Here is a 25639-nt window from a genome sequence, read left to right on the forward strand (position 1 = left end):
AATCCTAGAGCAGAAACTCCGAGTAATTCTTTGGACATATCAAAAACTCCTTCGTATTCAACGCACTGTTTTTCAACTCCCAGCGGGCAATGCCACTGCCGAGGGTGTCGTCGCAGAGATACGAAGCAGCCTTGAACAGGCCTGAATTGCCGAAGTGCTTTTGCATGCTCATGTCCTTATATTGGGGGTGAGTCTCGGCGCCTCGATAAGGCGCTGGTTCTGATCATACGGTTGGCCGGCGGTTTTGAACACTCGGGGCACAATTGGCATGAACGGCATTAAAAATTTGCAATCCTCCTAGCCGCCTTTCGTGATGATCGGGCTATGATCGGCCCATCTGAACCGGATGCCCTATGCCCCATGCCCGTTGACCTGCAAGCCCTTTATCCCAAACTGATCCACTTGATGCTGGATACGGTCTTCGTCGTCGACAGCGATAACCAGATTGTCTTCGTAAGTGATGCCTGCGAGGCACTGCTCGGTTACCGCGCCCAAGAGCTCACCGGCACCCTGATCACCGACTACATGCACCCTGAAGACCTGGCGCGCACCCGCGCCTCCATTGTGCGGGTCATGAATGGCCAACCCCATGTCGACTTCCGCAATCGTTACCTGCGCAAGGATGGCAGCGTCGTGCACATCCTGTGGGCGGCCTTCTGGTCCAAGGACGTCGGTGCGCGGATCGGTGTCGCGCGCGACGTGACGGCGCTCACCCAGGCCGAGGAAGAACTACGTTTCCTTGCTCATCATGATCCGCTGACGGCCCTTACCAATCGCTCGCTGTTCAATGATCGGCTGGACCAGGCCCTGCATGCTGCGCGGCGTCACAACCACACGCTCGCGTTGCTGTTTCTGGACATCAATGACTTCAAGGGCATCAACGATGTGCACGGGCATGCCATGGGCGATCGCGTCCTTTGCGTGATCGCCCGACGACTGGAGCGCTGCGTACGCGAGAGCGACCTGGTGGCGCGGATGGGCGGGGATGAATTCACGGTGCTGATCACGGACATCCAGTCGCAGGATGCGGTGGCCGGGAAAGTGGCGCAGATCCTGGCGGTCATGGCTGAGCCGTTGGGCGCTGAGTTTGGCGGGGTGAAGATGCCGTCCTGCAGCGTTGGCGTGGCGTTTTATCCGGGGGATGGGGAGGATGCGGATACGCTGCTGAGTCATGCGGATGGGGAGATGTATCGGGTGAAAAGGTTGCGCTGTAACTGACCGACACCAAGCAAATGCCCCGACAGGTCAGGGCATTTTCAAGCCTTACGCGACTCACCAGAGCTTCTTGGACCAAGAAGCACTCGCGGTGGGTCTGCCTGCATTACTTGGCTTGGCGCAGCACAAGCTCCGACAGACGGGTCTTCACCCGGAAGCAGAACTCACGAATTTGAAATTGATAGGCGGGCATGACCATATAGTTCAAATCAGGACCCAATGAGTCTTTGATTTCCATGTATTTAGCGGTCTTGGCAGCAATGGCTTGGTATTCCGCCTCGTATTTAACGTAGGACGGCTTGTTGTAAACCTTCAGAACATCCAGCTCTTTACGGCATTGCTCAGCACGACTGGTTTCAGACTCTGGCTGAGCGGCCTCTGGAGAGGTATGGGCTGGAACGTCAGCAACAGGGGCAGCCTCATACCGCACGGTGTAATTGGCAGACGACGCAGGTGCGACTTCAGGTGGTACTTCATGGACGACGGCGGGGGGCGGAGTCACTTCAGTTTTTTCTGGAGTTTTCGTAGCGCATCCCGCGAGGGCAAGTCCTACCACTACAACGATGCCACACATTTTATCCATCGGTTTCACCAAGAAGTAATTATGGTTGGCTGAGTCGTAAGGTTCTGGGTAAAAGCAATAGCTCACTCAATGTTCGAGTGTAGATTTTCTACCAGACTCAAGGCGCTCAGCCTCTCTTCCTTGAGCGCACAGACGGGTAATAGTAGTAAAAAAACAAAGAGATGACGAGAAAAAGCTCGATCGCAGAGCAGATGATAGAAGCCATGCAAGACATGCATCCGCCAAGCCCTTCAAATAGGCAAAATTTCGGAGCACCCATACTGAAGGTACTCCATAGCAACGGCCCGGAATGGGGCCGTTGTGATGTTGGCCATCAAGACTTGACCCAATCCAAGTCTACCGCCCCCTGAATACCGTCAATCTTGCCCTTGCTGCTGTGTTGCCACCACTCCCAGCTTTTACCCTTGGCGCTCCAGGTTTCAGGCACTGTGGGCTGAGCCACTTCCCAATGGGCAATCCACAGCGGGCACTCACTGAAATCGTACTTGCGCCAGGCCACGCGGTTACTCCAGATGCTGGGAGAGGCGTAAATATGCGGGTATGCCCCCTCCAGCAGCGAGACCCTGACCAGCGTCACCAACTGAAACAGGGCATCGGCCATCTGATCCGGGCTGGCACCTTCGTTGCGATTGGTCTCGACATCAATCACCAGCCTATCCCGCCCGGCTTTGAACGCCACCTCGGCCAAACGCCCCTTGATGTTGTTCAACTGCTCGCACGGCGTACTGCTCAAGGCACGGAAATAATGATAGACCCCGGCTTTCAAACCGTTTGCCTGCATACCTTGGAAGTTCGTGACAAATTTTGGATCGGTGTAGTCTCCACCCTCCGTCATTTTGGCGATTGCATGGGTGATGCCCGCATTCGCAACGCGGCTCCAGTCAATATCGCCCTGCCAGCGCGACACATCGATGCCCCGCGCATTTTCGTTTTTTATCGGTTCGTTGCAATTCATCTGTGCGTTCCTGCAATGGATGTCGGGTCAATTCTTTCATCGACATACATCGGCAATGCACTATAGGAATACCGCACCCCGAGGAAAACTGATCGGGTGGAGGGGCTAATTTACCGTGCCTGAGCCTTGGAAACTGCGGGTAACACAGTCAATCCACAGCTCGTGTAATTTGCTGTTAAAACGCACCCAATAGATCTTCATTGGTGCGCCTCACCATGAACCAAAAGTCCCCCCCTCGCTCATCCAATGCTGGGTACTGGATCGGCAAACTCACACCGCCGCAGCTCTTGCTCACGTCGGTTGCGCGGGAAGCGCTGTTGAACTCAATGCAAGCAAACGCGCTTGTCCCGCTAACGCTGCTGACCTCCCCCGCTGGCTACGGCAAAACCACCTTGCTGATGCAATGGCACGCCGCGATACACCAGCAAGCGCCGAAGGCCCTAGTAGCTTGGCTATCCGTGGACGAGGCCGATGCGGACCCCAATCGTTTCCTCGCGTACCTGATCCTCGCCCTCGACCATGCTGGCGTTGCTCTGGCGCACTTACCACGCCTGGCAGCCTCGCAAGCACTGGACGTGCAGCCACAGCGCACTATCCAGGCGCTGCTGCGAGCACTCGCAGAGGAAGATCGATCAATTACGTTATTTCTGGATGACTATCACCTCGCTGCCAGTCCCGAGGTGGGTGTGCTGCTTGGTGTGTTAGTGGAGCAAGCCGCGCCGTGGTTACGTTGGGTGGTTGCCAGTAGGATCCGCCCAGACTGGCCGCTGTCGCGCTGGAAAGCCAAGGGTTGGATGTATGAAATCAGTGCCCGTGAGCTGATCCTGTCTTTACGCGAAGTGCGTGGCGTTTTGGGCGAGGCAGTGGATGAGCACGATGTGTGCCGAGTACATAGTGCAACCGAGGGTTGGGCCGTGGCGGTGCAACTGGCGCGCCTCTGGCGTACCAGCATTGATGGCTCAGTGTATGGCTTAACAGCGTTCTCCGGAGGCGTAAGCGACGTTGCAAACTACCTTACCGCGCATATATTCAACAGTCTGTCCCCGGACTGCCGATCACTGCTGCTGCAGACCTCTCTGCTGCAACGTTTCAATGCCGATATGGCAGATGCGGTGCGCGACCGCCATGACAGCGCTGACCTTTTAAGACAACTGCACCACCTCGACACGCTACTGATTCCCCTGGACCCCGAACGCCAATGGTTTCGCTACCACGCATTGCTACGTGACTTCCTGCGCCTGCGTATCGACAGCCACCAAGCCCAAGTCATTCACCGCGCCGCTGCACATTGGTTGGCGCAGCAGAGAGACTGGAGCCAAGCCATTCATCACGCGCTCAAGGCTGGGGATATCCCACTGGCGGTGAGCCTGGTGGTCAGCGCTGGCGGCTGGGAACTGGTGCTGCACCATGGCATTCGTTACGCCCAGGGCTTGTTGAGTCAGTTCGACGCCGTAACCTGCAACACCCAGCCGGATCTCCTGCTGCTCCAAGCCTACCTGCACGCCAAACTGGGTGATCACAAACTGTCAGCTCAGCTGTTGCACCTGGCCCGGGGCTCGGTGGTCGGCGATGCACGACTCGCCCGCGACTTTCACGTAATCCAAACCCTGGCGGGTGCTTATCAGGACTGTTTTGAGAGGCTTGATGCCGACGTTACGACGTTCCATAGCAGCCCCTATCCCCTCGACCAGACGCTCGCGCAAGCCACGCTGGAGTGCGTGCATGCACTGGCCGCCCTGACTCGCGGCGAGTTGGTTTCGAGCCTGCACATCATCAGGGACGCTCACGTCAAGATGCGAGTGATCGCCAGCCCGCGTGGCGAGAATTACTGCCGAATCCACGAAGCCCAGGCCCTGGCGTTATCGGGACAAATAAACGAAGCCAACACGCTGGTGGAAGAAGCACTGGCATTTGCCGACGGCCATTTTGGTCAAGAGAGTTCGTTACGGGCCTTGGTCGGCTGCTTCAAGGCACGCCAGCTGTATTGGCAGGGTACTTGGTCCGAAACCCGGCCGTGGCTGGATGACGGCTGGGCAGCGTTGGAACACGCCGATGGCTGGCTGGATGTGGTCGCGGTGACGGCGGAGGTGGCGTGGCGTACTCGGTTACGCAGCCATGGGTTACACGCCGCACTGCAGGAGTTGAACCATGTGGACCAATTGGCACGTGCACGCCAGTGGCCTCGGCTATCGCGTTTGGTACAGGCCTGGCGCATTGATGCCCAGGTACAGGGTGGGCAATTGCACGCCGCTCGCCAAGCGCTCCTGCAGGCCAATCTGGAGCAGATTGCAGATCAGCGCGAAGACTGGCGCAGTCAGGAAGCTGCCAGCCTGGCGTTGGGCCGTTTGCAGTTACGCAGCGGTTGCTCGGGGGCCGCATTGACAGGCCTTCAACGAACCGCTGAAGAGATGGAAAACAAAGGCTTGCGTCTACCCGCCTGGCGCTTGAGGTTGATGGCCTTGGCCGCAGCGAAAAAGGGCCAGCGGCTGAACTCAGATGCGCTCGACATGGCCCTGGCCCCAGTCATGCAGTACGCGCTTCCCGGCCTGCTGCTGGAAGTCGGCCCCTGCCTGCTGCCGGCATTGGAGGCCTCTCCCAACCCCTCAACACTACTGACTACAATCATCACGCGACTCCGCGGCTGGCGCTCACACCCAACGCCGATGCACATGGCGTTGAGTGGCAAGGAAGCCCAAGTACTGGACCTGCTCGCCAGCGGTCAATCCAACAAGGCTATTGCCCTCGCCCTGGATATCTCCGAGAACACGGTGAAGTTCCACCTCAAACACCTGTTCGCCAAGTTGGGCGTGGACAATCGCACCGCGGCGATCAGCGCTGCGATACGCCAAGGGCACCTCGACACCACCTTCTAAGCCACCAACCTACCCAGGCGGGTAGGCTCGGCCACCTATTGACCCGCGACCTACCCGCCCAACCCGTGGCACCTCATCTAACGCCCTGCCTAGCATCGTGACCATCAGCAATGAGGGGCGCCATGCCGGCCTTCTCCTGCTTCCAACAAGACACGATCCAGGAGATGCACCGTGCAGACAAACCGCAAAACCGTGCGCGTAGCCACCGACGTGGGCGGCACTTTTACTGACCTTGTGTACTTCGAAAGTGATCCAGCCACCGGCCAGCAAACCATTCGTACCGCGAAGGTGGACACCACGCCACCGGACTTTGCCCAAGGCATTCTCAATGTCATCAAAAAGGCACGGGTAACGCTTTCGGAAGTCGACTTCCTCGCCCACGGCACCACGGTCGTCATCAACGCACTTACCGAACGGCGCGGGGTCAAGACGGCGCTGATTACCACCCGAGGTTTTCGCGACATCCTGGAAATTTCCAGGGCCAACCGCCCGGACTATTTCAACCTGAAATGGGTTAAACCTGCGCCTTTTGTACCGCGCTACCTACGTCGGGAAATTGCCGGACGCCTGCACACTGACGGCCTTGAGCGCGAGCCTTTGGCGCTGAACGAACTGCCCGCCATCATCGAAGCCTTTCGCGCCGATGACGTGCAGGCTATCGCTATCTGCCTGCTGCATGCCTACGCCAATCCCGGCCACGAGCAGGCGGTGCTGGCCGAAGTGAAGCGGCTGTGGCCTGAAGTCTCGGTGGTCGCTTCACACCAGATCACCCGCGAATGGCGCGAGTACGAACGCTCCAGCACGACGGTGTTGTCGGCCTACGTGCAACCGATTGCGGCGCGCTACCTCGATGAACTGGAGTCGGGTCTGCGCAACGGAGGCTACGAAGCGCCGCTGTACATCATGCAATCCAATTGCGGCGTTGATAGCGTGGCCCACGCCAGGGTCATCCCGATCACCATGGTCGAGTCCGGGCCGGCCAGTGGTTTTTGGGCGGCCGCCGAGCTGGGGCGCCTGATTGACGAACCCAACCTGCTGGGCCTGGACATCGGTGGCACCACGGCCAAATGCGCGCTGATCCGCAACGGCCAGGTCGCAATCAAGACGGACTACTGGATCGAGCGGGACCGCCTCAACGCCGGCTACCCCATCATGGTGCCGGTGGTAGATCTGGTGGAGATCGGCAACGGCGGCGGCTCCATTGCCTGGGTCGATGGGTTTGACAAGCTGCATGTCGGACCCCAATCGGCGGGCGCCCTGCCCGGCCCGGCGGCCTATGGCAACGGTGGTACCGACATCACCACCACCGATGCCAACCTTGCACTCGGCCGAATCAACCCGGCGTACTTCTGCGGCGGTGAAGTGGTGGCCGATCTACAAGCAGTGGCGGATGGCTTCAGCCTGCTCAGCGAACGCTTGGAACTGCCCGCCGATGACATTGCCCGTGGTGTGGTGCGCCTGGCCAACAACAATATGGTCAACGCTCTGAAACTGGTGTCGCTGAGCCGTGGCCACGATCCTCGGGAGCTGACCTTGATGGCCTTTGGCGGTGGTGGCGCGCTGCATGCGGTCGCCTTGGCTCAAGAGCTGGGTGTCAGAAAAGTCATCGTTCCGCGGGGTGCCTCGGTGTTTTCAGCCTGGGGCATGACGCTGTCGGACTTGCGTCGCGACCTGTTCATCAATCGTTTTGTTGACACCACGCAGCCGCAGGCTCAGGCGCACACCCAGGTGTTCCTGGACGAACTGATGGCCTCGGCCCGCGAGCAATTCATTGCCGAGGCGGTCCCCCCGGAGCACGTCGAGTTAACGGTGCATTGCAAGCTGCGCTACCAGAACCAGGAACACTCAGTGGAAGTGCCGCTGAACGCTGACGAACAGCTCGACCGCGACTGGGCGCACATCGAGCATCGTTTTCACAGCCTGTACGAACAGCATTACACCTACTGCCTGGACGCCCCCGTAGAAATCGTCGGCTTCCATCTGGTTGCGATCGCTCAAATTGACAAGCTGATTCCCGAAGCCCTCCCGGTTACCAACCGCACGCTGGAGGGCGCACGCAAAGGCCACCGCGTCGTCGACTACGCCACCGACGGCATCCACGAAGCGGCCATCTACGACTACGCCCTGCTGGAACCCCAGATGTGTTTCGACGGCCCCGCCATCGTTGAGGACGCCGGCACCACCGTGGTCGTTCACCCACACAACCGGGTGCACGTGGACCGCCTCGGCAACCTGCACATCACGATCAACGGCTGACGGGAGTTTCGCCATGCACACGCTCGACATTTTTACCCGAGACATTATCCAGAATTCGCTGCAGGCCATTGCTGACGAAATGTTCGTGGCGATGCGCAAAGCCGCCATGAGCCCCGTCATTTATGAAGTATTGGACATGGGCACCGGCATCACCGATGCCAACGGCGAGATTGCCAGCTCCGGCGCGGGTATCCCAGCCTTTGTCGGTGTGCTGGACAAGGCGGTCAAACAGATCCTGCTGCAACATGCCGGCCCACGGGAAATCGAAGACGGTGATGTGTTCATCTGCAACGACCCCCATAGCGGTGCAGTGACTCACCTGAACGATGTAGTGCTGGCCATGCCAGTATTCGCCGAGGGCAGGCGCGTGGCCTGGACCGCGAACATCGCTCACTGGAACGATGTGGGTGGCATGGTCCCCGGATCGATGTCCACTCAGGCTACCGATATCTTTCAGGAAGGGCTGCGCCTGTGCTCGGTCAAGCTGATCAGCCGTGGCCAACCAATCCGCTCGGTATTGCAGATCCTGCGGGCCAACACACGCATGCCGGACTTCATGGAAGGCGATCTCTGGGCTGGCGTTGCGGCAGTGCGCGGCGGGGCTTTGCACCTGCGTGAGTTGACGGCCAAGTACGGCACTGATCTGTTTTTGCTGGCGATGCAGGACTTCATGGACCTGGGCGAAAAGGTTTCGCGCAAAGCCCTGGCCGAGCTGCCCAATGTCAGCCTTTCGCTGACGGAGCCGCAAGACGATGGCTCCCTGTTCACGGTGTCGGTACACATTCATGACCGTGCAATGACCGTCGACCTGCGGGACAACCCCGATCAGTGCGCCGGGCCCACCAACCTGAGCCGGGATGGCGCAGTGGTTGCGGCCCAAATGGCGTTCAAGGCCCTGACCACCCCGCAAGGCATCACCAATGGGGGCACCTTCCGCCCGCTGAATGTGCTGACCCGCCCTGGCTCGCTGTTCGATGCTCAAGCGCCAGCCGCTGAGGGGTTTTACTTTGAAAACCTGATTCGCGTGCACGACTTGATCTTGCGCTGCCTGGCCCAGCATTTTCCCGATCGCTTGCCGGCAGGCAATTTCTCTTCAGTGTGCGCCACCGTTATTGGCGGCCAGCACCCGGATAACGGTCGCCTGTACACCCTGGTGGAGCCGGAAATCGGCGGCTGGGGCGCCGAGCCCGGGCGTGACGGCAATAACGCCGTTTATTGTGGCCTGCACGGCGAGACCTACAACTGTCCGGTGGAAGTCTGCGAGGCCCGCTACGGCCTGTATGTCGAGCGCATGGAACTGAACGACGAGCCGGGTGGGCATGGCCAATTCCGTGGTGGGCGTGGCATCTGCATCGACTATCGCGTGCGGGCCGATGGCAGCTTCCTGACCTGCGGCTACACCCGTTCGGTCATCCCCCCTTGGGGCCTTCAACAGGGCCACGACGGCACCCCCAACTACGTCGAAGTGCTGCGCGGCGACAACCCACCGGAGCGCTACGCCATGGCCAGCAGCATCCCCCTCAATGCCGGTGACCTGGTGCGGGTACGCACCGGTGCCGGCGGTGGCTATGGCCCGCCCGCAGCACGCGATCCGGCGGCCGTGCGCGACGACGTGAAGAACGGCTACGTCGACGCACAAACCGCCCGCGCCGTGTACGGCGTCATGCCCTGATCCCAACCGCCGCCCCTCGGCGGCGCTCCCTAAGTACACCTACAACAATAAGAGAGAACCGTCATGTCCCAACCTTCACTCTGGCGCTGCGGCGCTGCGTGTGCACTGGCGATGGCCTTGGGCAGCAGCCCTACGGCCCAGGCCGAACAATTCATTGGCTTTGGTCAACCGGGAATACCGGGGCGCTGGGCGCTGGAAACCTTTCCAGTGTTCAACCGCAACACCGATGGCAATGTACGTGCAGGCGCGAATACGGTACTTGCCTACTTTTCCGAGACCGGCTTTACCGACACCACCCGAGATCAATTGCAATTCTGGGTCGGTGCAGCACCCGGCTACGCCAGCACCAACGGCGCGAAGCAGGCCAGCCCTTGGGGTATCGCATCGCCCAACCTGGGCTTCGCCTACTACTACAACGTGGTCGAACCGAGCACCGAATACGGATCGTCGGACTACACCACCTTCTGGACCAACCCGACGCTGTCATTCGAGTTCCCCAACGGCAACAACGACGTCGCGGGTTACGGCGCCTTCGCCAACCGTTATGCGGTGAGCTTCAGCCTCGCCAACTACCTGCGCGTCGGAAAATTCGCCGCCACCTTCACGCCGGTTGGCCTCCACTACGCAGCACGAAACCGCAACACCACGGATTTCGGCACCGGCGATCCCAAGCGCTTGCAAGGCGGTGTCAGCCTATGGCTGGCCGACGTCGCCGCCGGCTATCTGGTCACGGATGACCTGTGGCTGGGCGTGCATCACGTCTACCACATCAACAATCGAACAGCCTCGGACTACGCCGAGTCACGGGTTGGAAAGATCGGACCGTCGATGACCTACACAGGTTTTTCCCAACAGGGACTCTTCCTGTCTGCAAACCTGAATTTCGACTACTACCACAGCGCCAATCTGACCCATTCCAATGAGCTGACCATGGCGCTAGTGAAGTTTTTCTAGCGCCATCGGCCCACTATTCGAGGAGATACCCCATGTACACGCCAACACCCACTCCCCCGCCACACGATGTGCCAGTGACGGTACGCTGGCTTAACCCGATTGGTTGCTCGATGTTCGACGCACCCATCGCCGACTTGCTGCACGGCATCAAACAACCCTCGACACACATCGAAGTAGTGTCGTTCGACATGCAGCACAGTCCGACACACCTGGAGTACCGGGCCTACGAGGCCATGACTTACGAGCGCACGGTACGCATCGCCCGCGACTGCGCTCAGCAAAACATCGATGCGCTGGTGATTGGCTGCTTCTACGATCCGGCGCTGGAGGATGCCAGGGAAATCTCCGGCAATTGCCTGGTCGTTGCGCCCTGCCAGGCCAGCCTGCAAATCGCCGATCAACTGGCCAACCGTTATTCGATCATCGTCGGGCGTGACAAATGGATGGAGCAAATGCGCGAGCGCGTTCGCGGCTACGGCGCGGCGGATCGACTCGCCTCTATGCGCGCGCTGGGCATGGGCGTCGATGAGTTCCAGAAAGACCCGGCCCTCACCCGTCGCCGGATCATTGAACAGGCTTTTTTGGCCGTTGAGGAAGACGGCGCCGAGGCCATCATCCTCGGTTGCACCATCGAATTTGGCTTCTTCGAACAGGTGCAGCGCGAGGTCGGCGTCCCCGTGATCGACCCGGTGGTCGCCGCGTTCAAGATGGCCGAAGCCATGGCAGGCATGAAGCAGCGCTTCGGCTGGAGCCCCAGCCGCGTCGGCAGTTGCGAGCCACCACCGGAAGCCGAAATCAAAGCCTTTGGCCTGTTTCAAGGCCCGGCGCCAATTGGTAACCGTGTGCAAGCCTAGCCCTTACTTGGAGCACTCCCTATGAGCGACGTCACGCCAATGCCCGCACAAGGCAACTACACCTCCACTCGGCAAGTGGGCGATGTATTCAGAGACGTACCCCTGACCCGCGAGCACCTCAAGTGCTGCCTTGCCCTGTTTTTTGTGTTCGCCATTGAGGCGTGGGAGATGATGATCATCGTCTACACCGCGCCGCTGATCGCCCAGGATTTTTCCCTGGATGCGCTCGCCGTCGGCCACCTGATCGGCGCCATGTTCATCGGCATGCTGCTGGGCTCACTGGTCTGGGGCAAGCTGGCCGAACGTATCGGCCGCAAGGGCGCGGTGGTCTGGAGCCTGGCCAGTTACGGCGTGATCTCGCTGGCCAGTGCGTTTGCCCCCGACTACGCCTCGCTCTACGCGTTACGGCTGCTCTCGGGCGTGGCCGCGGTCGGCATGATGGTGGTGACGTTTGCCCACTATCAGGAGCTATTGCCAGTACGCCATCGCGGCGCGCTGACCGTGTACCTGGCCTCGGGATGGCCAATCGGCATGTTGCTGGCGCTGGGCGCGACCGTATGGCTGATGCCCTATGGTTGGCGCACGATCATTGCGGTGAGTTCACTGGGGGGGTTGTGGGCATGGGTGGTGGCGCGCTGTGTTCCGGAGTCGCCGTATTGGCTGGCCAGCGCCAAACGCCAACCGCAGGCACGCGCGGTCATCACGCGATTAAGCCGAGGCACCGTGCAAGTACCTGAGGATTGCTTGCTGCAAGTGGACCAAACGACGTTAGGGCGCCAGCGGGAGCTGTTTTCACCCGCGCTGTTCAGGATCAGTGCGTTGCAGATTCTGGTGAACTTTACGTTCTCCTGGGGCTACTGGGGTTTGCAGACCTGGCTACCGACGCTGTTGCAGCAACGCGGGCTGAGCCTGCCGCAAAGCTACGGTTTTATCGCGCTGTCGGCACTGTGCATGATCCCTGGCTACATGGCAGCGTCGTGGCTCACTCATCGCTATGGCCGCAAATACATCATCATCGGTTTCATCAGCGCCTCTGTGCTCGCCGGCTACGGCTTCGCCAACGCTCAAAGCCTGGAAATGCTGTACCTGAGCAACTTCGCCCTGGCGTTCTTCAGCCTGGGGGCATGGGGCGTGTGGGGCACTTGGATCGCCGAACTGTACCCGACGCCGCTGCGTACCATCGGTTATGGCTGGGCAATTTTTTCCCAGCGCGTGGCCAATATCCTGGCGCCGTCGTTGATCGGCGCGCTGGTGGCTTACGGCGCCTCGTTCAACATGACCACCACCTTTATCAATGCCTTCATGCTGGTAACCGTGTTACTCGCGCTGTTCATTCCTGAAACCGAGGGCAAGGCGTTGGATTAGCACAATGCCTATCGTGCTTTCTGGTTTGTGTGATCCATGTGACTGACAGCCAGCACCCCGCCCCTGCGTTTGAATAACGACAGACCTCAAACGGGTCATCCGATCGGATGACCCCATCAAACCGCAGAAACGGAATTCACTATGGACAATCAACAATGGCGTGACGGGTTCACCCTCACCATGCAACGCGGCCCATTTCAGAACAACGGCGCCACACCTTGGTACACCCTTGTACCGGTAGGCACACCAGGGCAACCCCTGAAGCTGTCGCTGGACACCGGAACCAATATCACCTGGATAACCTCCACCCTGTGCTCGCCCGACCGCTGCCAGCACTACAGCGCGGGACGGTTTGACTATCAGGCGTCCAGCAGCTTCACCTTCACCGATTGCCTACAACGACCCTACAGTTTCGGGCCCTGGGGCACGATGCAGGTAGAGTCCGGTTCGGATGTATTGACCTTGAATAACACCGCATTACCCACTCAACTGCTACTGGCGGCAGACTACACCGGTACGCAGTTTCACCAATTAGACTGGGACGGTGGCATGGGCTTACCCAGCAGCAGCGCCTACGTCGACGGAAGAAGTTCGTTTGTGTTTCAGACGTTGATGAGCAGTGGAAAAATCGATCCCCATCAACCCTTCGTTGCCTTCGATTGGGACCCTGCTTCGCGTAGGGGCGTCTGCCAAATGGGCGCCGTGGAAGCTGACAAAACTCGCGGCCCACACCTGTTTCTGCCGTGGTCGCTCTACAGCAAAGTACGCGGCGTGGAATACATCTGGTCGACACCCTTGGTGTCTTACACCGTGGGCGGGGATGTCTTGGCCAGGAACGTCACCTTCGCACTGGATTCCGGCTCATCGCAGTTCAAAGGGGATGACCGGCTAATGCGTCAAACCCTTGAGCGCATTGCCCAAGGCGGGAGCCCACAGGTCGTCCTGGGCTTCGCCGATGGCGAGATTACCCTCGGTCCCGATCTGTACAACGTCCTGATCGAGGAAGGGCCGGACCAGGGCAAAACCCTTCCCCAATTCGAGCCGTTGGGACTGGCCGATCTGGTGCTGGTCGGTTCGCTGGTGATGGAGTATTGCTACACCGTCTACGAATATCGTGTCGTGCAATGTCGACCCGGCGTTTACTCACTGGCGCCCGTTGGGGTGTGGTTGTTCAATCGGCCAAAGGGCCCTCAGATTATCAGCCGCTCATCGTCTCGACGCTTTGAGGCTGGGGCTCGCCCGCTGGCCAGTGGAAAGTTGGTGTTCAAACCGCCCGTGGCTGCTGCCGAAACAACACAGCCACTGTCCGTCGCAGGCACCTGGAAAAATGACTACGGCTCAGTGATGACATTGGCGGTTACCGGCAATGTGATAACCGGCTCGTATCAATCTTCCACGGGTTCAACGGGGCGATATGCGATAACAGGTTATCAACCGAGTACCAGCCCCTCACAGGAAAAAGGGTTACCCGTGGCATTGGCAATAGACTGGCACGCGCTGGATGAACAGCAGGCTGACCCCAGTTGGCATTGGGTATCGGGGTTGTGCGGACAGCTCCACCCGATTGCAGGCGAGGATCGGCTCGAGCTATCGCATTTGCTCATCGCCACCGGCGACTTTCCCGATCTGGCCAATCAAGGAACGTATCTCGACAAACTGAGCTATCGACGGGTTACAGGTAGGGACATAGAACCACATCCTGTCGCCCCTACTCTGGCTTCGAAGCAAGACAACCCGCTAAATGGCTCATGGCTGGCGACCGAGGGATATAACCTGGAACTGCACGTCGGTGCGTCAAGTCAGCATGCATTAGGCTGTGTCAGCGGTACGTTGACGACCCTCACCGAGCGTGTCGAAGTATCCGGTTTTACCGATATCAACGCGGGTACGGGCGGGTTGCAACTACAATCGGTAAGCCTTACCGCTGCGCAAAAAAGCGGTGACACAGTACTGACGCTGGCCGGTTCGCTGGATCTCGAAGAGGATGGATTAACGTTGCTGGGACTGTTCACGTCACCCACACCAGCGTCACAGCGATATGTGCAAACACAGGTCAAATCGATTCTGTTTAAGAGAAAGCCGGTGTCGGCACCCACTCAATTTGACGTCATAGCCGGCACCCAGTGACGGTGTATCGTCACGCCAGCTCCTGAAACCGACCCGCTGGCAGCGAGTTGCGGAAACTGCCGGAAATGATGCGGAAACGATCAAATATTTTGCGCGACGCATTACGGGCCATCAGAAACACAAAAGCCCCGCATTCGCGGGGCTTTTGTTTGAATCTTGGCGGGAAACCAGGCCGCCAAAAGGCTTTTCATTCGAACATCTCATGCTGAACCAGGCTGCACCAGGAAGGCTCAACGGCCTAGAATAGATAGGGCTGAAGCCGATATTCGGTTGCGAACACGGTTTCATATTCAGTCATGGCATCCGAGCGAATCGCGTCAGAAACGGGGGTACAGACTGGGGTATCGTATGGAATTAGGGTACGGCGGAGAGGATATCAGTACTTTCACTCGCTCAACCGCATCAGGCTTTGTTGGAGTTGACAGCTTTTTCTCAATCAGAAAGAAGGTGTGCTGGCTGCCCTGCCCTTAAATTCAGCTTGGCCATATATGCCATAGCAACGACTTGCAGAGAATGGGCAATAATCGACACTCGCAAATGGCATATCACTCGGCCTCAACCACCTGAGTCCAAACCCTAACGTCACCCCCCCTCAGGCTACGAGAAAATTGCAGAATGGACCAAGCGCGGCGGACCATTTCTCAGTGGTATTTGAACCTGCGGTTATCAAATGCAGGCTTTGTTCCCTCAAGCACCTTGACTACATGGCCGTTGATAGCAGGACTTTCTATGGCGCCTGCGGTGTAAGATATTTTCTGGCCGTTCGCCCGGTCGAAGTGAGACCAAATGATCTGCTCAGCATCGCAGACAACAGCAAGGTTAGGGTTGTGCGTGACCATGATGATTTGTCGACGTTTCTTAGCATCGGTGAGAACAGGCACCAAAAGGCTCACTACCGTCTCGTTGTCCAGGTTCTCTTCCGGCTGATCCAGGATGATGGGGTTACGTCCCTTGTCCACCAAGAGATAGAAAATCAGGAGCAGAGCGCCCCTTTGGCCGGGCGAGAGCTGCTCAATCTCTGCATCCTGAAACAGTAGTGAATATCGAGGCTCAAGATACGAAAGATCGAACAGCAGGTCGTAAACCTCGTTCGAGCTCTTGTCTTTGCGTAGCATCGAGTCGATTCCGTACTCGACTTTTTCTCCAATCGTAGCTGCCGCTGCCGAAATCTTGTCGTGCAGGTCTTGGGCAAACGCGACCGCTTCTTCACGGTTATCAAAGTCCACAGCTTCGCCCAACCGCCTGATCGTATTGAAGCTTTCATCTTCACCTCGGAATTCACCAACGTTCTGCTTCAGCAAGCTAAACAGGCTGGTGGCAAAGGCGTCAATTGAGCCTCCGAGTTTCGCTTTGAACCCCAGCTTGTACTCGTCGCGAATCAGGCTGTTACTCTGAATGAGTTCCTGAACCGGCTTGAACAATGCCTCTCTCGCCCGTCGCTGCTCATCAAGAATGTCGTAGACATCACCTGCTAGCTTTTGCCGGTGAGCTCTCTGGATCTTCAGCAATTCCGGCAGAGCTTGGATCTGCGCGATCCTTGCCTCCAGCCCTCTCACTGTTTCCGGGGCATCTGCGGTACCAACCAGCTCATGATGCTTTCGCTGCCAGTCATCAACCGCGAGCAGATAATTTTGATAAATCAGTTGCGGCAGATCCAGCCGCGCTTTGGCCTCGGTCTGCTGCTCCAACAATTTCTGACGCGCATCTTCTCTCGCTTTGGTGCTATTGCCTACGGCAGCTTGGTCAGCCAGTACCGCTTCTGCCAATTGCTCCAACGGGTCGTATTTGATCTCGACTTTCACAAGGTCGATAACTGGCACGCCCAATAGGGCCAGGTCTTTACTCGTGTCTTCGACAAACTGGTCATGAGTGCGTTGGAGCATCCGAACCTGCTCTCTCACATCCTTCAAAGCCTTGCTTTTGGCGGCCAGCTGAGAGGCCGCATCATTGGCTGCGGTCCGCCCCTCTTCCAGACGCTTGAGTTCGGCAGCGATTTTTTCAAGGGTCACAGCTGTCACTTGTTGCTCAGGTGATAGATCAGTAGATGGTTTTTCCATTTCCGCAGGCTTCACGGCTTCGTGATCAGCCAGCTGCCGTTGCTTGAGGCCCAGTTGTTCGACCAGGCTCTTTTTGATCAGTGGATTCAGCTGATTTTCATAGTTTGCAATCTCAAGATTGACCCGCTTGAGGTCTTTGCGAAATTCATTCAGTTGAAGGCGGAAGGTGCTTTCTTGTTGCTCGATCAGCTGATTGAAATCCAATGCGCCTAATCTGATGGCGTCGTCGGTGTGAGAGAAAATGACCGATCTAAGCTCATCCTCGAAGGCATTGGACTGGCCGGTGACATGGGCATTACAGAGATCTTCAAAGTGCCCTTGTGGGATGTACCTCACCATCTCCACCTTCTCGGCAGGTGGGTCGATGTTAAGGTTGGAGATGGTGACGGTCCCGTCATGCCAAACGAGAGAGCCTTCGAACTGGCGGGCAGGTTCGCCACTTTTGCCCCGGAACCTTTCTTTGCGAAGGAAGGAGAAGTGGTTGGTCTGCCGAGAATGGCCCAGAAGAGCCAAAACATCGGCCAAGGCACTCTTACCACTCCCCTTGTTGCCGATGATCGCAACGAGATCGGAATTTAAAGGAAGACGCACATCGCCTAGCCACTGTGAAGCCAAAACAGAGTCCTTCACCTTGCTGATCACGACTTGGTCGATGAAATGCGTTTTGTTTCCGGCAATGTGCTCAAGCTTGGGAGGCGTTAATCCTATGAACGAACGCTTCGCAGGTTCTCGGATCGCCTGCTGCAACCCCCGGAAGGTGGGATCAGCTTTGATCCAAGTCTTCTTGTCTGAAGGAAAATCTCCGTATCCACGCTTGTCAGGATTTCCCGCACCTATGAAGCAGTGCGCGTCGCTACCTGCCACGACAAGCCTCGAGACATCCTTCAAGCCGTTCCTGATGCCCGCGTAAAAGCCAGCATTGCCAGGCGTTTTCTCTCCAACGAACGCCGAACGTAAATCAGCGTTCCTACTTTCGAAAATGGGCGAGCACCTGACTAACCCAAGAAAATAGGCATAGTGTTCGGTCCACTTCACATCACTCAAGCCATCATTGGTGTCGTAGGGCATGAAGCCGATAGCCTGGTCATCGGGGACTTTAGCAATCGCGTCTTTATAGCTTTCACACGTCAGCTCGATGATTTTCGCGCCTGCCACATAGGCCAGCTCATCATCATCTACGATCTGTTCGAGTTTGATGCCATGCGGCTTCAACAAACCTTCAGGCGCTTCTCGAGCAAAGGCTATAAGGGCTGCATCAGACAAGATTCTGCCGTTCAGTGCTATACGGAGATGAGCCAAGAAATCTTTCAAGATCTGGTCATCAATCTCGTTTGAGAAAAGCACGTGGGCGTTCAGACGACCTTTCATTGGAGCCGCGAGTCTTAGCTCTATGCCAGGGAAAACGGTCTTAGTAAGCTTCGGAGCGTCCGGTTCAGCCAATCTGCGCTTGAGCGCAAACCATCCGTCAAACGTCCAGTAATCCATAAGGGCAAAAACTGCGGGCTCCGCTTGGTTAAGCGCTTTGATCATTTCATCAACAAGTGCTTTGTTCGCAGCTGAATCCAGGTATTTCCGGTCGAGCTTCGCTCCTCGCCATTCGAATGAAGCTGGAGTGTGAATATGCAAATCCCATTGACGCCATACTGACCCGCGTTCGCTGCCGCTTTGAGTTGTCATTTCACACCTTCCATTGCGTTGGACTGCCCCTGCCCGTCCACCTGATGTTTCGAGGATAGACAGATACTATGTCGCAATGCCAGCACCGACAAGTCAGGCAGAGAGCAATGCAATCTCTTCTGGAAGCCCTATTTCTCCACTGGTTGGGTGTGAGGTGGTCGAACCGGCGTAGCCGAAAGGGCCAGTGGAGCGTGCTCGGCTGGCTTGATGCGAGAGTTCTGTAAATCGTGCGCTTAAACGTGCTGGGGATCGGTGGGAAACGCCTGAGGTATGATCGCCGCTACCAGGTGGATAAAAGCGTTTCCATTGAATATTGTCCTATATCCCAAAGATTAGAAGGTCTTGGAACCGAATGAGCATCCCCTCTGCAGATATTGATGGACTGGTTGAGTCGTTGAATACCCAATCCACGTTCCTAATTGCCTCATCCCAGATGAAAGCCTCTCAATCGGCTGATCCGCGTGACACCTTAGTTCGTCAACAGTTGAAGCGTGCGGCAGATCTAGTGAGTGGAGCTGCGGCGTTAGGCGCTGCGCGAAATGCCGCCTGCTTGGGAATCTTGAGCCGAAGCTTGCTTGAACAATTGATCACGGTTTCCTGGAGCATCAGATCGGTCGAAAATGCGGAATCTCAGATCGGTGCAGGTCCAGTGGAAATGGCGAAAGCCTTAAGGATCAATTTGAAAGCAGGCACCGCCAAGATCCGTGACCGCCATACGGGAGAAGACGCGACAGCTGACTACTTGGCTAATGAGCAGAAAAAGCAGAACCCTAAACGCAGAAGCATCGAGGAGCAAGCAAAGGAAGCTGGCATCCTGGACTTGTATACGGTGTTTTACCGACTGCTATCGCTTGAAACGCACGGCCACAATGACACTCCGTCAGAGAAGTCCAAGAGTGACAAGCTGTGCGCCATCCACCTTCAAGGTATAGGGGGCATTAGTCGGGCCATTGGCCAAGCATGCGTTTGGTGGTTGATGCACCGGCACTGGCCGGACAACGAATCGTTACGAGATGTGTTAGGTCTGAATACGAAGGCTTAACGCAGCTCAGTTCTAACGAACTGGCCCGCGATCATGGTTTCAGGTGCCCTTAGGTCCCCGTGATTAAAGGCAGATATTGGGTGGTGAGTTTTCTCGAACTTCAGTGGTGGTCATGTCGGACTAAGGGCTCACATTATTAAGCCTTGCCATGATCAGGCAGCGCCGATGCGGCAGGCGGCTATCGGCCAAAAGCAGTAACTGAGTCTCCTACCCGCGTCCATGATGCCTTCAATACATTTTCGCTAAAAACTTAACGTCATCCGTTGTTAGAGTTGAGAGTTGGCATCCAATATTTTGCTGCCGCAGGTATTATGGTTCTTGAGGGACGGTGACAAGCCGAGACATTCGTAAAATTGGAGGTGAGATTTGCGTTACGAAATAACAGCTGAGCAGCTTCATGAAGAAAGCTCTATTGGCTATAAGCCGACAGCCACAGACGCTAGCTTTCAGTCATTACCACTGTCGATGCTAAGTGATAGGGAGTTTGAAATTTTATGTTACAAGCTTATTAAGCGAGAGATTGAGACCGGAATATTTATCACGTCGAATAAAATCGCTCTAATGCAAGGGGTCGGGGAGCGTGGGCGAGACTGCACGCTATATCTGGATAGCATCTCTAACGGCGTAATTCAATGCAAGAAATACTCTGCCAGACTGACTTTGCCACAGGTATTGAAAGAGTTAATAAAGCTTCTGCTGCACTCTATTTTAGATGAGTCAATTATCCCTGATCCAAAAAACTTTACATACTACATTTATTCTTCAAATGACTGCACTGAGCAGGCATTAAAGCTCATATATGGATTTAGCCATGAGATTGACACTCATATAAAAAATGGCGGCATTGAAAGATACGCGAAAGATGTAAGCGAGGATTATGAGGCCTTTATTAAATTTCGCAGTGCCATACCTATGAATGAGATAAGCAAACTCTTGAGATCTATAAGCTTCCAATTTTCGAATCTGTCAGATCTTTCCGGTCGCGTATCGAAATATACAGACCTTCTACAAGAGTTTTTTAACATTCGAACTGTTATTGATAACAGTGAAGCAGATAGAATTGTAAGGAAGGCGCTTGCGGATCATGGTCTAAAATTGCTCACAGATGACGATTTGAAGGTCATACAGCAACGTGTTGGGCAGCAGGTTTCGAATAAAAGGGTGCGGCTTGGGCTTGCAGATTTTTTTGGTTTCAGTACAGAGTTCTTTCGCTACCTGCAACCTGAAGAGCTTAAGTCGTTGCTCAAGCAGGTTGCGGAAATTAAAATGACGCTAAATACGTCGATGCTAAATTTTATCGATAACCAAGTGGCGATCATGGAGCTTCGTTATTGCCGCCCATTGGTTGCCAGAAATAAAATACATAGGTTTAGCTCGCAGGTATGGAAGCCTTATTTATTTCGGCGGCTAGCGTCTAGGTGTAACTTTAAAGATTTGCCCAAGGTGCTGATTGAAAAATACTTTCCCGATACCATCTTACCAAAAGATATAATTTTAAAAGAGGTTTCGGAAATTCTCCTGGACACAGCAGACAAGGTTCTGAAACGTGATTATTCGGATATGTATGGAGAAGGTGAGCTTTTAGCTATGAAAATAAGGCTGCTTGAAAGGATTCATGAAGGTATCGAATCTCTTGAGCAGGCAAAAATATTAATTAGCCGAGACTTAAAGATTCTAATGCCTATTATGGATGAAGTAGAGTCAAAGCTGGAATTGCTTCTACCTACGGCCCCGACGATTATCATAAAAGAAGGAGATTACTTTGATGACCCAGAGCAGTTGGCTCAGGTCATGGCCGATTGCGAGGCTATTGATAGATCAAAGCCGCCGAAAAATGAATAGTAATCGACTTATCCTAACTAGGCTTGCTCTTGCTGCTTGAGGTATATCGAAGGGGCCGAAACGCCGCCTGTGGAGGCGGTACGTTCAAACCAAATCTGCAAGATTACGCCCCGACTTCGGCCCATCAGGATTGGTAAGTTTGGCGAATAAGGATTTTCCACCGACGGCACCTGTGGGTCGACTTCTGCCTGTCGTGACTGGCAGAAATCGGCCGAAGCGGACGCTGGGTCTATGAAGCCAAATCATCCCAGTGGCACACATAATTAGCTGACCAGCCCCTTGGAAAAGTTTTCTACGGCAAAGTCCACAAATGCACGTACCTTGGGCGCCATTTTTCCACTGCTAGGCCAAACGACGTGAAAGGTACTACCACCTGTAAGGCTGTTGGTAAGTACCTTTTCTAAACGCCCGTCAGCCAAGTTATCTTTGACGGCGAAATCAGGTAAGCACGCTATTCGTCGACTGGCCTGTGCGAGGTAGATAGGCGCCTCTACGTTGCTACAGACCATGGTCACCGGGAGAGACTCGCCAGTTTGAATGGTCTGTTGTTCTTTGAAAGACCGCTGATAGAGCTTGCCTGAATTGTGCCACCGGTACTGCAAGCAGGAATGATCCAGAAGATCGGCAGGTTTGGTGGGAATACCTCGGTTTTCAAAGTAAGCAGAGGACGCTACAAGTCATGGCCGGTAAGGCCCTAATGGTCGTGACGTCAGCCTCGAATCCTGGAGTTCGCTTCCACGGATAAGCAATGAGCTTTACGTCATCATTGTGTCGAAGCGTCCTTTGAGCAAGTGAAATGAATGGAGCACACTTGGGGGAACGTGGAATGATGCAGACACAATTACAGCCTCGCTGAACGTTTCCACCTGACACTCCTTAGATCTGACCCGCTCAAAAGTTCAGCTCAACAAGCGCGACACCTTCGCGATAGTGAGCATAATCTTATTGAGTCCCGCTGATTTCACAACGCATCTATACGCAAGTGTAGTTACACTCCTCAACTTCCGAATGGGATTTGTTGACCTCAGTGCTTCTAAAAGCAGAGTTGGTCGGGAGCTAGACTCTCCACGCCATCTCCCGTGCTCATTACTCTTCACGCTCGGCAACCCTACCTAATCCCAGGGTCGCCTATTGTTAACAGATAGTTACTGCGGCCACAGTACAGCAATTCTCATTACCTGTTGACTTGACCCTGTACACCGGCAATGCTGGCACCTGGCCAATTTTGTGCGGTTGAAAGGATTCGATATGAACGACACTCCAGAGATAGCAACTGACGAGAGTCAGAAAGCGGAGATGCTGACCTTGCCTCCCAAACAGAGCAGGGACAAAGAAGCAGAAAGCATACGAGCCCTGCCTGCTAATGCAAGCACCAGTTCGATTAGCGAAACCAACAGAGTCGCCCGAATCCTAGACCGTTATCCCCAAGCCCGTGACCCAAATGTAAAACGTCAGAATATACATGGCAACATATTTAAAAGCCTTTATATCGACGGCGAACTCTCGCTCGAAAATCATCCAAAACTGCGACAGCTGCACTTTATCTCTAGCAATGGCACCGTAATATTCCGTCAGGGTTCGACAGATGTACAGCCCTAAACGCTTCAAGAAGCCGACTATTGAATCGATAGATCGCATGATAGCGTTTCAAACCAATAATCGCGAGCAATGATGCGTTGCTAGCACGGACACTAAGAGGATACGCGTTGAAATTCTATTTTGAGATCGCCCCCCCATTTACGGGCGAACCGTTCTGCTTAATTGCAGGGGATTCGTGGAATGACTGGTTCAAATGGCATACCATGTTCAAAGCATCAATAGTGGTCGGGGCTAACCAATCAGTTACTTTAGGATTCGTAAAGATAGCTAGACGAGGCATGATAGAAACGGCAGGAATTACCGTGCTACCCCCTTTCTTCGATGATCTAGGAGGCGAGTTCTTTTCTCTTGGACAAGATGAGAATTATTATGAAACTCTAGTTTCCTTAGGCGATTCCATACGTGAAAGCTATTTAAAAGGCATACGCGACAGCGCTTTCAACTTAAACATCCTAGCCGAGCATGAAGGAGAGCCAGTATTTCGTGACTCATTGCTTAGGGACGTCGACGTTAATAGAGTTAAAGAGCGTTTTAGTTTTCTGGCCAAAGCTGAGATGGTACTGACACCATATTCTTTTGAATATGCATTCCCTGAAGATCCAATTGCAATAACACCCGCACCGACATTAAAGTTCGAGGTTGTCCCGAGGTCATTGCCTTCTACCAATACCCACGTAATCATCGGGCGTAATGGGGTAGGTAAAAGCCGGTGTTTTGATATGCTCGCCAGGTCATTTCTGGACATCCCCAATGAAGATCCAGATTCCCCTAGTGGGCAGTTACGCAGCAGAAAATTCCCTCCCATACCATTTAGCAGCAACGCACGTAGTCTAGGTTTTGCCGGACTTGTCGCGGTTTCATTCAGCGCTTTCGATTCAAAAGGCCCTTTAGGCGGAAAGGTATCAGGCAATACTCTTCCTTATCAGTATATTGGTTTGATCACTCGTGAACCACTGCCTGGCTCTCCTATAAATTCACCGCCTCTACCTGAGCCGCGAGTAAAAGGAAGCTCTGAGCTTGCGGTCGAATTTGCAAACAGCGTGCTTGTTTGTTTGGATGGCGTTCGCAGAGACCGCTGGAGGACGGCTTTGAGCACATTGGAGTCTGATCCGCTGTTTGCAGAAATAAATGTTTCCCAGTTATCAGAGGAACCTAAGGAGGAAATTGAAGCGGCGGCGAAAAGGTTATATAAAAACTTAAGCTCCGGGCACGCTATCGTCATCCTTGCTATAACGAGACTTGTGGAGCTGGTTGAGGAGAAATCATTAGTTTTAATCGATGAGCCCGAGTGCCATTTGCACCCACCACTACTGTCGGCGTTCATACGCGCACTTAATGATCTTTTGGTCAACCGTAACGGAGTGGGAGTTATTGCCACTCATTCCCCTGTTGTTTTACAGGAAGTTCCAGCGAGCTGCGTCTGGAAACTTTCTCGATCAGGTCATGAAGTAAGTGCAGAAAGGCCAGAAATTAAGACTTTTGGCGAGAATGTAGGTGTATTGACGCGTGAAGTTTTTAATCTCGAACTTACTCAAACTGGCTACCACAAAATAATTTCACAGAAAGCAATTGGTCGTACATACGAGCAAATAGTCGCAGAGTTTGATGGCGAGCTAGGTGCTGAAGGTAGAGCATTAGCCCGCGCATTGAGTCTTATTTCTGACACGGACATATAAGTATGCGGACATTGCCAAAGCCGACTTTCAGCTACGCTGAGGTCATTAATGCCTGCATCCTTGGAACCAAGGATCTTGGACTAGAGGCCCGACTCCGTAGCATTGAGGGCTCTCTCGGAGTTACAGCGTCAACATATGACACTCGGGGCGCTACTCAAAGTCTCTATCTATTCCAGCAAGTTACATCCGTTGGAGCTGTAACGAAAGATGAGCTTGCGGCGATGTACTCCACGCACCTGAGTGCAACTCGGGGCAGCGCTCGAAAATACTATAATGCTATACGAAGCTCCTCAACCAAATGTCCTTTATGTGGCATTGGAACGGTTACTGTTTTAGATCACCACTTACCTAAATCCAAATATCCAGATTTGGCAATATGCCCAACCAATCTTATCCCGGCCTGTGACTTTTGTAATAATGCAAAAAAAGCAAAATCGCCGAACACAGTGGGCGAGCAAAGCCTTCATCCATACTATGATGACTTCTCTCAGGAGCAGTGGATTTCGGCCTCGTTAAATGTAGTCGGCCCCCCGACACTAGAATACTTTGTATCGCCCCCTAGCCATTGGGACGAAACCTCAAAGCAACGTGTGGCGCGGCACTTCAGTGTCGTGAAGCTCGGTTATAATTATATGACAAACGCAACTGATGATATGGTTACTCTGCGAAACCCCTTGAATCGTTTGTATACTAACAAAGGGCCCGACGCAGTTCGCCAGTACCTTGCTGATGAAGCTAGCCGCTACATCGGCAGAGTGAACAGCTGGCAACATGTCATGTATCAAACCCTAGTTAAAAATGAACATTTTATAAATGGAGGATTTTATGAGATACCTGTTTAATTGCCGCTATCGGCCATAAGGATAAATAGGGCCAAGCGCAGAGCCGGCGT

At 54.9% G+C, this 25639-nt stretch carries 17 protein-coding genes and 1 pseudogene; 13 read left to right on the top strand and 5 right to left on the bottom strand.

Annotation, left to right across the window (positions count from 1 at the left end; genetic code table 11):
- Positions 1-4 precede the first annotated feature (4 nt).
- On the bottom strand, positions 5-166 hold the full coding sequence (locus HX823_RS28800) for a hypothetical protein (protein WP_177077983.1): 162 nt from the start codon (positions 164-166) through the stop codon (positions 5-7).
- A gap of 194 nt (positions 167-360) precedes the next feature.
- Here HX823_RS28800 and HX823_RS28805 point away from each other — a divergent pair, with 194 nt between their 5' ends.
- Entirely contained in the window at positions 361-1218 is an 858-nt protein-coding gene (locus tag HX823_RS28805) for a sensor domain-containing diguanylate cyclase (protein ID WP_038843682.1), read from the top strand.
- Positions 1219-1321: 103 nt separating this feature from the next.
- On the opposite strand, the gene HX823_RS32100 is transcribed toward HX823_RS28805, so the two are convergent.
- Positions 1322-1798, bottom strand: a complete 477-nt coding sequence (locus HX823_RS32100) for a hypothetical protein (RefSeq protein WP_235165401.1) — start codon at positions 1796-1798, stop codon at positions 1322-1324.
- 313 nt (positions 1799-2111) lie between these two features.
- A complete protein-coding gene (locus HX823_RS28815; RefSeq protein WP_177077985.1) occupies positions 2112-2753 on the bottom strand; it encodes a glycoside hydrolase family 25 protein in 642 nt (213 codons plus the stop codon).
- Between the two features lie 326 nt (positions 2754-3079).
- Here HX823_RS28815 and HX823_RS28820 point away from each other — a divergent pair, with 326 nt between their 5' ends.
- The 7 genes from HX823_RS28820 (at position 3080) to HX823_RS28850 (ending at position 14854) form a co-directional block, all read left to right on the top strand.
- Positions 3080-5626 carry a LuxR C-terminal-related transcriptional regulator gene (locus HX823_RS28820; RefSeq protein ID WP_256350309.1) on the top strand — a complete coding sequence of 849 codons (2547 nt, stop codon included), beginning with the start codon at positions 3080-3082 and terminating at the stop codon, positions 5624-5626.
- A 171-nt stretch (positions 5627-5797) separates the two neighbouring features.
- Positions 5798-7882, top strand: a complete 2085-nt coding sequence (locus HX823_RS28825) for a hydantoinase/oxoprolinase family protein (protein ID WP_177077986.1) — start codon at positions 5798-5800, stop codon at positions 7880-7882.
- 13 nt (positions 7883-7895) lie between these two features.
- The gene (locus tag HX823_RS28830; protein ID WP_177077988.1) at positions 7896-9554 is read left to right on the top strand and encodes a hydantoinase B/oxoprolinase family protein; all 1659 of its coding nucleotides are present in this window, start codon (positions 7896-7898) and stop codon (positions 9552-9554) included.
- Between the two features lie 63 nt (positions 9555-9617).
- Positions 9618-10508, top strand: a complete 891-nt coding sequence (locus HX823_RS28835; RefSeq protein ID WP_177077990.1) for a hypothetical protein — start codon at positions 9618-9620, stop codon at positions 10506-10508.
- Between the two features lie 32 nt (positions 10509-10540).
- Positions 10541-11362, top strand: a complete 822-nt coding sequence (locus HX823_RS28840) for an aspartate/glutamate racemase family protein (protein WP_177077992.1) — start codon at positions 10541-10543, stop codon at positions 11360-11362.
- Between the two features lie 21 nt (positions 11363-11383).
- Positions 11384-12727 carry an MFS transporter gene (locus HX823_RS28845; RefSeq protein ID WP_177077994.1) on the top strand — a complete coding sequence of 448 codons (1344 nt, stop codon included), beginning with the start codon at positions 11384-11386 and terminating at the stop codon, positions 12725-12727.
- A gap of 141 nt (positions 12728-12868) precedes the next feature.
- Positions 12869-14854 (top strand): avidin/streptavidin family protein, encoded by a 1986-nt coding sequence (locus tag HX823_RS28850; protein ID WP_177077996.1) that lies wholly within the window; start codon positions 12869-12871, stop codon positions 14852-14854.
- 641 nt (positions 14855-15495) lie between these two features.
- Here the strand turns inward: HX823_RS28850 and HX823_RS28855 are convergent.
- The gene (locus HX823_RS28855; RefSeq protein ID WP_177077998.1) at positions 15496-18588 is read right to left on the bottom strand and encodes a TrlF family AAA-like ATPase; all 3093 of its coding nucleotides are present in this window, start codon (positions 18586-18588) and stop codon (positions 15496-15498) included.
- Between the two features lie 352 nt (positions 18589-18940).
- Here HX823_RS28855 and HX823_RS28860 point away from each other — a divergent pair, with 352 nt between their 5' ends.
- A complete protein-coding gene (locus HX823_RS28860) occupies positions 18941-19630 on the top strand; it encodes a DUF5677 domain-containing protein (RefSeq protein ID WP_256350305.1) in 690 nt (229 codons plus the stop codon).
- 366 nt (positions 19631-19996) lie between these two features.
- Complete coding sequence (locus tag HX823_RS28865) at positions 19997-21472, top strand: hypothetical protein (RefSeq protein WP_177078000.1); 1476 nt, start codon at positions 19997-19999, stop codon at positions 21470-21472.
- A gap of 263 nt (positions 21473-21735) precedes the next feature.
- Here HX823_RS28865 and HX823_RS28870 read toward each other — a convergent pair.
- Positions 21736-22137: pseudogene (locus tag HX823_RS28870) on the bottom strand (LysR substrate-binding domain-containing protein); the annotation flags it as partial.
- Positions 22138-22720: 583 nt separating this feature from the next.
- Here HX823_RS28870 and HX823_RS28875 point away from each other — a divergent pair.
- The 3 genes from HX823_RS28875 to HX823_RS28885 all read left to right on the top strand — a co-directional run bounded on the left by HX823_RS28875 (position 22721) and on the right by HX823_RS28885 (position 25589).
- On the top strand, positions 22721-23071 hold the full coding sequence (locus HX823_RS28875; RefSeq protein WP_177078002.1) for a hypothetical protein: 351 nt from the start codon (positions 22721-22723) through the stop codon (positions 23069-23071).
- Positions 23072-23178: 107 nt separating this feature from the next.
- A complete protein-coding gene (locus HX823_RS28880) occupies positions 23179-24747 on the top strand; it encodes an AAA family ATPase (RefSeq protein WP_218170070.1) in 1569 nt (522 codons plus the stop codon).
- 221 nt (positions 24748-24968) lie between these two features.
- A complete protein-coding gene (locus tag HX823_RS28885) occupies positions 24969-25589 on the top strand; it encodes an HNH endonuclease (protein WP_177078005.1) in 621 nt (206 codons plus the stop codon).
- Positions 25590-25639 lie beyond the last annotated feature (50 nt).

The sequence above is a fragment of the Pseudomonas sp. P7759 genome (assembly GCF_013386445.1).
Classification (GTDB): domain Bacteria; phylum Pseudomonadota; class Gammaproteobacteria; order Pseudomonadales; family Pseudomonadaceae; genus Aquipseudomonas; species Aquipseudomonas azotoformans_A.